The sequence below is a fragment of the Paraclostridium bifermentans genome, assembly GCF_964259345.1.
Lineage (GTDB): Bacteria > Bacillota > Clostridia > Peptostreptococcales > Peptostreptococcaceae > Paraclostridium > Paraclostridium bifermentans_B.
The window spans coordinates 1-9,291 of the sequence record NZ_CAXVJR010000016.1; the positions used below are offsets into that span (position 1 = coordinate 1).

The 9,291-nt window shown below is 28.4% G+C and carries 10 protein-coding genes, 1 tRNA gene, 1 other RNA gene and 1 other annotated feature; of the genes, 1 reads left to right on the forward strand and 11 read right to left on the reverse strand.

Going from position 1 to position 9,291, the window contains the following annotated elements; genetic code table 11:
* Positions 1–261: 261 nt before the first annotated feature.
* Entirely contained in the window at positions 262–492 is a 231-nt protein-coding gene (locus ACEXNK_RS17315) for a glutaredoxin family protein (RefSeq protein ID WP_373601422.1), read from the reverse strand.
* A 179-nt stretch (positions 493–671) separates the two neighbouring features.
* Between ACEXNK_RS17315 and ACEXNK_RS17320 the strand changes: the two genes are divergently transcribed.
* On the forward strand, positions 672–1,889 hold the full coding sequence (locus ACEXNK_RS17320; protein ID WP_373601423.1) for an MGDG synthase family glycosyltransferase: 1,218 nt from the start codon (positions 672–674) through the stop codon (positions 1,887–1,889).
* A 51-nt stretch (positions 1,890–1,940) separates the two neighbouring features.
* Here the strand turns inward: ACEXNK_RS17320 and ACEXNK_RS17325 are convergent, their stop codons facing one another.
* The 10 genes from ACEXNK_RS17325 to ACEXNK_RS17370 form a co-directional block, all read right to left on the reverse strand.
* A complete protein-coding gene (locus ACEXNK_RS17325) occupies positions 1,941–2,168 on the reverse strand; it encodes a hypothetical protein (RefSeq protein ID WP_373601424.1) in 228 nt (75 codons plus the stop codon).
* A gap of 162 nt (positions 2,169–2,330) precedes the next feature.
* A complete protein-coding gene (gene recR, locus ACEXNK_RS17330; RefSeq protein ID WP_373601425.1) occupies positions 2,331–2,930 on the reverse strand; it encodes a recombination mediator RecR in 600 nt (199 codons plus the stop codon).
* A 12-nt stretch (positions 2,931–2,942) separates the two neighbouring features.
* Positions 2,943–3,284 carry a YbaB/EbfC family nucleoid-associated protein gene (locus ACEXNK_RS17335; protein WP_373601426.1) on the reverse strand — a complete coding sequence of 114 codons (342 nt, stop codon included), beginning with the start codon at positions 3,282–3,284 and terminating at the stop codon, positions 2,943–2,945.
* 67 nt (positions 3,285–3,351) lie between these two features.
* On the reverse strand, positions 3,352–4,992 hold the full coding sequence (gene dnaX / locus ACEXNK_RS17340) for a DNA polymerase III subunit gamma/tau (RefSeq protein WP_373601427.1): 1,641 nt from the start codon (positions 4,990–4,992) through the stop codon (positions 3,352–3,354).
* 158 nt (positions 4,993–5,150) lie between these two features.
* Positions 5,151–5,415, reverse strand: an RNA gene (ffs, locus tag ACEXNK_RS17345) — signal recognition particle sRNA large type.
* A gap of 25 nt (positions 5,416–5,440) precedes the next feature.
* Positions 5,441–5,533: transfer RNA gene (locus ACEXNK_RS17350), tRNA-Ser, on the reverse strand.
* A gap of 3 nt (positions 5,534–5,536) precedes the next feature.
* A complete protein-coding gene (locus ACEXNK_RS17355; protein ID WP_373601428.1) occupies positions 5,537–5,989 on the reverse strand; it encodes a nucleoside deaminase in 453 nt (150 codons plus the stop codon).
* Positions 5,990–6,193: 204 nt separating this feature from the next.
* The gene (serS, locus tag ACEXNK_RS17360) at positions 6,194–7,477 is read right to left on the reverse strand and encodes a serine--tRNA ligase (protein ID WP_373601429.1); all 1,284 of its coding nucleotides are present in this window, start codon (positions 7,475–7,477) and stop codon (positions 6,194–6,196) included.
* 142 nt (positions 7,478–7,619) lie between these two features.
* Positions 7,620–7,843 (reverse strand) — a binding site (T-box leader).
* Between the two features lie 96 nt (positions 7,844–7,939).
* Positions 7,940–8,785, reverse strand: a complete 846-nt coding sequence (locus ACEXNK_RS17365; protein WP_373601430.1) for a mechanosensitive ion channel family protein — start codon at positions 8,783–8,785, stop codon at positions 7,940–7,942.
* Between the two features lie 132 nt (positions 8,786–8,917).
* On the reverse strand, positions 8,918–9,139 hold the full coding sequence (locus ACEXNK_RS17370) for a hypothetical protein (RefSeq protein ID WP_373601431.1): 222 nt from the start codon (positions 9,137–9,139) through the stop codon (positions 8,918–8,920).
* Positions 9,140–9,291: the final 152 nt, after the last annotated feature.

Genomic DNA, 9,291 nt, shown 5'->3' on the forward strand with positions numbered 1-9,291 from the left:
TGGCTTGGTTGTTTGTTGTTTAATTCTTTAAAAAGAATTTTTATAATTAACCTACTGTTTAATTTTCAAAGTTCATTCCGAGCGACTAAGACTTTGTCGTTGTCACTCTTTATCTTTTGTTTTCGTCCGTTTCTTAAGGACAAGTAATACTATATCAGCTTTATTATATATCGTCAATACTTTTTTTAAAGTTTTTTTATTTTTTTATTATTTATATTAAATCCATATGGTTTATATAATAATTGTACATCCCTTTTATAATTATATACTTAATAGATTATCTATTCTCGTTTTATCAAAACCTAACACATGTTCGCCATTTATAAGTAACACAGGAACTGACATATAGCCTAATTCTATAAGATTTTTTCTAAAATTCGAGTTCTTAGATATATTGTATTCTATATAGTCTATATTATTTTCTTTTAAGTATTTTTTTAAATCTATACATTGTTTACATGTATCACTACTAAAAACTTCTACCTTATTCATATACTTAATCTCCTTTTTATAAAATACTATACTTGTATTTTTATTTAACATATATTAGATTAGTATTAAATATTAAATAAAATATGTCAATACTTTATTTAGCTTAAGCAATATTATTACCAAATATACATAGATATACAGTTTGTTTTATAAGGCTAATTATTAGGAGGGTTCTACAAATGAGCAAAAAAGTATTAATTATGTCTGCATCAACAGGTGGGGGACATAATAGAGCAGCTAGAGCTATAAAAGAAGAACTAATAAAAAAAACAATTGATGGCGAAACTATTGAGTGCAAAATTATAGATAGCTTAAAACTAGTTAATACAACTATGGATAAAATAATTTCTACAGGATACGAAAAATCTGCTATATATACCCCTAACGCTTATGGTAGGGTCTATAGATTTTCCGAGTCAGGATTAGCTTCAAAAAATGAATTTAAAGACAATATGATAACTACATTTATGGCTAGAAGATTTAAAAGATTGCTTTTAGACGAGCGACCAGATTTAATAGTTGGAACACATCCGTTTCCAATGATAGCTCTTAGTACATTAAAAAAGCAATGTAGTAACACAAGTACTACTACAGTATTTCATACTAGCCTTGGGGATGAATTTTCAAATTTCTTTAACTCTAATTCATTTCCAACACTTATTTCCGTGTTAACTGATTATACTACTCATTCAACATGGATACAAAATGAATTAGACTACTATATAGTTGGACATGAGTATGTTAAAGAGTTACTAATCTCTGAAGGTGTGAACTCTGATAAAGTAAAACCTTTAGGTATACCTGTAGAAAAGTCTTTTTTAAATCATAGAGATAGAGAAACCGTACTATCTGAGTTAGGTTTTGATAAAGATAAACTAACAGTATTATTAATGGGAGGAAGTTTCGGAGCTGGTAATATTAAAGAAACTCTAGAGGAAATGTTAGATATAGATAGAGATTTCCAAATACTTGTTATAACAGGTAGAAACGAATCTTTAAAAGAAAAAATAGAGAAAAGACTTGAAACACATATATCAGATAAAAAAGTTTGCGTATTAGGTTTTACTAATAAAATGAATGATATCTTAGCTTCAATAGATGTCCTTGTAACCAAACCTGGAGGACTTACAACTACAGAAGCTTTACTTAAAGATGTTCCAATGATTGTTCCTTATTATATACCTGGTCAAGAAGAAGAAAACTTAGACTTTTTATGCAACTGCGGATCAGCTCTTAGAACTACAAAAAAATATTCTTTATCTGTTTTATTAAAAGTTCTTATTGATGATCCTACTAGATTAGATATTCTGAAGAAAAATATAAAATCAATAAGAAAATTTAATTCTTCTCAAAACATAGCAAACTTAATAGAAGACAAATTATTAGAAAATAAATAAAAAAAATCTGTAGATTAATCTACAGATTTTTTTTATTTATTTTCTAATAACCTAGTATCTAGGCTCATAAAAGTCTTCTTCATAGTCGTATTGATAATTCTTATAGTTATTTCTAAAGTTACTTTCCTTTTGCTTTGTTGCTTTCTTAGTTTTTTTCTTTATAAGAACACTCATATCATCAACTTCACTATATTTGATTTTACCCTTTGATGATTTTATTTTCTTATTTCTTTTTTCTTTCATAGCTTTATGCTCTTCGAAGTTCATAGCCGATTTCATTTTGCACCCCTATTGAAATTTTTAGTAAATATATCTCAAATTATACAATACCAATGTTTATACTTCAATATTATATATGCAAATTTTTCACCCTAAATTATTATAAAAAACGACATTAATTAATATAAAATAAAAAAAATCGAGAATAATACTCGATTTTCATTATATTTCTCTTCTTCCTTCTAATGCCTTCGATATTGTTACCTCATCAGCATATTCCAAATCTCCTCCTACAGGAAGTCCATGAGCAATACGCGTTACCTTTATACCCATAGGTTTTAAAAGTCTTGCTATGTACATAGCCGTAGCTTCACCTTCTATAGTTGGATTTGTAGCCATTATTATTTCATTAACTTCTTGATTTCCTAATCTTTGTATAAGCTCTTTTATTCTTATCATATCTGGTCCTATACCATCCATTGGAGATATAACTCCATTTAATACATGATATTGTCCATGAAACTCTTTTGTTTTTTCCATTGCTGCTACATCCCTAGGATCCTCAACAACACAAATAACTTTACTATCTCTGTTTTTGTTAGAACACATACTACATGGATCTTTATCCGTTATATTATAACAAATAGAACAGTATTTAATTTCCTTTTTAGCTTCAACAATAGCTTTAGATAAAGCTTCAACGTCATTCATATTCATATTTATAACGTGAAAAGCTAATCTTTGAGCTGTTTTCCTTCCTACTCCAGGAAGTTTAGAAAATTCCTCTATTAGCCTTGATATAGGCCCTGAATAAGTTTGCATTTAAATCACCTACTAAAATAAACCTGGAATGTTCATTCCTCCAGTTAATTTGTTCATCTGTGAAGATTGCATATCATCTACACTTCTTAATGCTTCATTAACTGCACTTAATACTAAGTCTTGAAGCATTTCTATGTCATCTGGATCTACAACTTCTGGTTTTATTTGTATATCTACAACTTCTTTCTTACCGTTAACTTTAACTGTAACAGCTCCTCCACCAACAGAAGTTTCTACCTCTTTAGACTCTAATTCTTCTTGCATTTTTTGCATATCAGTTTGCATTTTTTGAGCTTGCTTTAATATTTGGTTCATATTACCAGGCATCATTCCTGGAAATCCTTTTTTAGCCATAATTAAAAATCCTCCTTGATTATTATTTTATTTATTTTATGCTATTATTATATCATAATAGTATTTATTATTTAATTTCATTTTCACTTATACTTTGCTTTATATCTAATATCTCTTTTGGAAATACTTTTTCTAATATTTCTTCACCTTTGTCTTTTTCTTCTTTTTCAATTTCTAATTTTATATTTTTAGATTCTGATTTAAGTATTATTTTTATACTAAAACTTCTATTAAGAATTTCTCTTACTACACCTTCTACATATGCTAATGTTTTAGCATCACTTATTTTATTTTTAGCAAAAGCAAAGTTATCATCAAATACTATATATAGATTATTAGAGTTTACATTGAAGTCTCTAGCTTCTCTTAATATAGCATATACTGGCATATTTTTATCTTTCTTTATATGGGTCAATATATTTTCCCATGATTTTTCAACCAACTTAACATCTTCACTTTTTACCTCTTCATAATATACTTCTTCAATTGCTTCATTTTTATATTCTTCCTTACTTATTGCATTTTCTTGTACAATTTGAGGGGCATTAACTTTTATATTTCCACTTTTAATAGTTTCTTCTAAATTTGATATTCTTTTTAGTAGAGCTTCTTTACTATCATCAAACATAGGTTGAGATAATTTCATTATACTTACTTCTGCTAAAACTCTAGGATTAGATGATGATTTAATGTCATCTTGAGTTACAGATAATATATTAAGTATTCTTATTATGTCATTTATTTCTATTGTTTCCGCTTGAGATTTTAATTGGGCTATAGTTTCATCAGGTAAAGATATTATTTCATCTAATTCTTTAGATACTTTACATACCATTAAATTTCTAAAATGATCGATAAGATCATCAACTAAATTTTTTATATCCTTTCCCCATATGACAAATTCATTTAATATCTCTAAACATTTTTTAGTATCTTCTTTTATTATATATTCAGCCATTTCGAATAACTGTTCTACATTTACAGTCCCTAATAAATCTACAACATCTTTATATCCTATTTTATTTTCACTAAAAGACATACATTGGTCTAATATACTAAGTGCATCTCTCAGTGCACCTTGAGAATTTCTAGCTATTAAGTTTAATGCTCTATCGTCAACTTCAACATTAACATCCTCGCAAATCTCTTTCATTCTATCTGACATATCTTTTACTGTCACTCTTTTAAAATCAAATCTTTGACATCTAGAAAGTATCGTTGCTGGTATCTTATGTGGTTCTGTCGTCGCTAATATAAATATTACATATGATGGAGGTTCTTCTAATGTCTTTAATAAAGCATTAAATGCTCCTTGAGATAACATGTGTACCTCATCTATTATATATACTTTATACTTGCATTTAGCTGGTGTATATTTTACATTTTCTCTAATTTCTCTTATATCATCAACACTATTGTTTGATGCGGCATCTATTTCTATAACATCCATTATATTATCATTTAGTATATCTTTACAAACCTCACATTCATTACAAGGTTCTTCATCAACACTATTGTTACAATTTACAGCTCTAGCAAATATTTTAGCTGTAGATGTTTTACCTGTACCTCTAGTTCCACAGAATAAATACGCATGCCCAACATTGTTATTTTGAATCTGATTTTTTAAAGTTCTAACTATATGTTCTTGTCCTACAACATCTTTAAAAGTTTGAGGTCTATAGGCTCTATAAAGTGCCTTATGCATAAATTTATCTCTCCTTAATCCTAAAATACCAATATTTTATTATATACCAATTTTTATTAAATTTATCTATATCTATATTTATATTTAAATTTTTATAAATGTTTTTGTATATTAAAAAAATCCCTTATCTATAAGGGATTCATATTTTTATATTAAAGCTGTGCACCATCTATTGACTTACTATCATAGGCGTTACCTAAACAGTTAGCTCGACTTAGGCACCCCCGCGGCACACGAAAGTGATCACTTACCGTTGCTTCCTTCCGGACCTGGCGGAGTTTATGAGCTTTCGTTGCGCAGGACCTAAGTGTCAACACCACTTATTTAGGGCAGCCCTACAATATATAAGCCTCTAGATGGAATTCAACCCTGCTATAGCGGATTGCAGGTTACAGGACACCGCTACCTTCCCGTCTAGCACAGCAAACTTATAACCATATTTAAGTTTTGGCGGAGAGAGTGGGATTCGAACCCACGATACGGTTTTACCCGTATACTCACTTTCCAGGCGAGCGCCTTCGACCGACTCGACCATCTCTCCTTACTATCGCTTTCTTAATTCCTTGAAGAATTTTTGTAGAATATTAGAACATTCTTCCTTCAAGATTCCAAATGTAACTTCTATATTACATGTACTAAAATAATCTATTTTAAATTCATGTTGTTTTTCTATATTTAAATTTTTAATATGCTTAGTCCCTATTATAAGTTTTTTTATTCTCGATTGAACTATAGCTCCACTACACATTATACACGGTTCCATAGTCACATACAAGTCACAATTTATAAGTCTCCATCCACCTAAGTTTTCTGAAGCTTTTCTTATTGCTAAAATTTCAGCATGAGCAGTTGGATCATTTAGCGTTTCAGTTAGGTTATGAGCTCTAGCTATTACTTCTCCATCCTTCACTATAACTGCACCTATTGGTGTTTCACCTTTTTCATATGCTTTATATGCTTCTTTTATTGCTTCATTCATATAAAATGATCTATCCATGCTTCCTCCTAAAACTTATAACATCTTTAATATTACCATAATTAAATTTATAATTCAACTCAAATTTTAATCCATATTCTTCTATTGTTCTACAAATAATTTTATATTTTTTATAAATTCCATATAAATAAAAGCATATTTTTAGTCTTTAAATTAATAAAAGGGAACTATATAGTTCCCCTTTATTATATTTATATTTAGTTCTTATAATTCTTCTTTCTTTATAACATCAACACCCATGTATGGTCTTAAAACTTCTGGAACTACTACAGATCCATCAGCTTGTTGATAGTTTTCTAATATAGCAGCTAAACTTCTTCCAACTGCTAATCCTGATCCATTTAATGTATGAACATATTCAGCTTTAGATTTTTTATCTCTCTTGAATCTTATTCCAGCTCTTCTAGCTTGGAAATCTTCAAAGTTTGAACAAGAAGAAATTTCAACATATCTGTTATAACTTGGCATCCATACTTCTAAGTCATATTTAAATGCAGCTGTAAATCCTAAATCTCCAGTACATATTCTAACTACTCTGTATGGTAATCCTAACATTTGTAACATCATTTCAGCATCATTTGTTAATTTTTCTAATTCTTGGTAAGATTCTTCTGGCTTAACAAATTTAACTAACTCAACTTTATTGAATTGATGTTGTCTAACTAATCCTCTTGTATCTCTTCCAGCTGATCCTGCTTCAGATCTAAAACATGGAGTATATGCACAATATTTTATTGGTAATTGATCTCCTGTTAATATTTCATCTCTGTGTATATTTGTTACAGGAACTTCTGCTGTTGGTATTAAGAAGTAATCAAGCCCTTCTAATTTAAACATATCTTCTTCAAATTTTGGAAGTTGTCCTGTTCCTATGAAGCTAGTTCTATTTGCCATGAAAGGAGGTAATACTTCTGTATATCCATTCTTTTCAGTATGAGTATTTAAGAAGAAGTTTATTAAAGCTCTTTCAAGTCTAGCTCCTAATCCTCTGTATAAAGTAAATCTTGATCCTGTTATTTTACCAGCAGTTTCAAAATCTAATATTCCTAATCCTGTTCCTATATCCCAGTGAGCTTTATTTTCGAAATCAAACTTAGTAGGTTCTCCCCAAGTTCTTATTTCAACATTGTCTTCATCAGTTGTTCCTTGTGGAACATCAGGATGAGGAACATTTGGAATTCTCATTAATCTATATTCCATTTCAGTTTCTACTTCTTTAACTTTTTCATCAAATCCCTTTATTTTGTCAGATAACTCTTTTAATTTAAGTTTTGCTTCTGCTACATCTACACCTTCTTTTATTAATTGAGGTATTTTTTTAGACTCTACATTTAATTCATTCTTCATTACTTCAACTTCTTTAAGTAACTCTCTTCTTTTGTTATCTAACTCAACAACAGCATCAAGGTCAAATTCTTTTTCTCCTCTTACTTCCATTGCTTTTTTTATTTCTTCTAGATTTTCTCTTATTCTTTTTATATCTAACATTTTTTCTTCCTCCTATTTATTTTATGTTTTTTTATTTTTTATTTTCATGAAAATAACGTTACCCCTATTGGTATAATAGCATTTTAATATAATGCTTAATAACTATTTGTATATACAAAAAAAAGACCTTCGTACCCCCTATAAAAGGGACGAAAGTCTTGTTATCCGCGTTGCCACCCTAGTTGTTTATATTTTTATAAAATATAAACCTCTTAAATCCTGTAACGTAGGTATACGGCTAATCTTAGTATTATTTTCGATTAGCAGCTCCAGAATAGATTCAAAAATCATTGTAATGAGTTTTCAGCAACCACTCACTCTCTGAGTACAAATATATTTTTTACTAATTTCCTTCGTAGCTATTAGTTGTTCTATTTGTTAATCATTATAGTATATATATTCTCAACTTTCAATACTATTTATTCAAAAAATATAAATTAATTTATATTTTTTGTAATCTAACTATTCATCTTTATTATAAATAACTCTTGTTGGAAATGGTATTTCTATATTATTTTCATCAAATTTTTCTTTAACTTTTTCCATAACCTCAAAGTATACATCCCAGTATTCATCAGTCTTCACCCATGGTCTAGCTACTATTTCCATAGAACTATCTCCTAGTGAATTTAATCCTATTATTGGTTTGGGATCTGTTAATATTCTATCGTCAGAATTAAATATATCTTCTAAAACTTTTTTTGCAAATTTTATATTTGTATCATATCCAACCCCAAATGATAAATCTATTCTTCTCTTATCTTGATGAGTATAATTTATTATATTATCACTTGTTAATTTAAAATTTGGAACTATTATAGCTTTGTTGTCTGGAGTTTTTAATATAGTGCTAAATATTTGTATATCATCAACTGTACCTTCAACTCCTGATCCTCCGATATAATCTCCTGTTTTAAAAGGTTTAAAGAAAAGTATAATCATACCTGATCCTAAATTTGATAGTATTTCTTTAAATGCTAAACCTACAGATAACCCAATTACCCCTAGTAATGATATCATTACTGTCATAACTGATTGAACTGGGAAATTTATTATATCTAGAGCAGTCATACAAACCATTATAACGCCTACTCCGTATATAGCATATGATATGAAATTAGCTATACCTTTTTCTACATTATATTTTAATATGAATTTTCTACTATGTTTTCTAGCTAATTTGCAAACATATAACCCAATTAATAATACAGCTATTGCATATATTAATTTGGGGCCGCTATTTTTTACTGAATTAAAAAAAGTTTCTACTGTCTGTTCAGATATTTGTGTTGTAACTCCTGTTGTCATTAAATATCCCTCCTCTTTAATTCTTTGTTTAACAATATTCTCAAATTATTATTATATAACTTTTAAAATAATTTTCAATATCTTAAAATATTAGTATCTTTACCAAATAAAAAACTATGCAAAATGCATAGTTTATATTATATCACAAGAATTTAAACTATTTAGTTGTCTTATCTCATTTACAAATTTATCAAGACTATGTATACTACTATTTTTTGAAAACTTTACTTTTATGTTCATAATATCATCATTTATAGGTCCTTGTTCAATTGAATCAATTAATAAATCATTGCTATCTGCTAAGTTAATAATATCTAAAATATTACCCCTGCATATTTCAATATTAAAGTTCATATGATCTACTCCTTTTTATTTTACTTAATAAAGGATATGTCCTATAAATTCCAAATATGTATATTTTAAATTTAAATACAAAAAAAGATTACGCGGCTACGTCCTACTCTCCCAGGCAGCTTCCCACCAAGTACCATCGGCGCTAAAGAGCT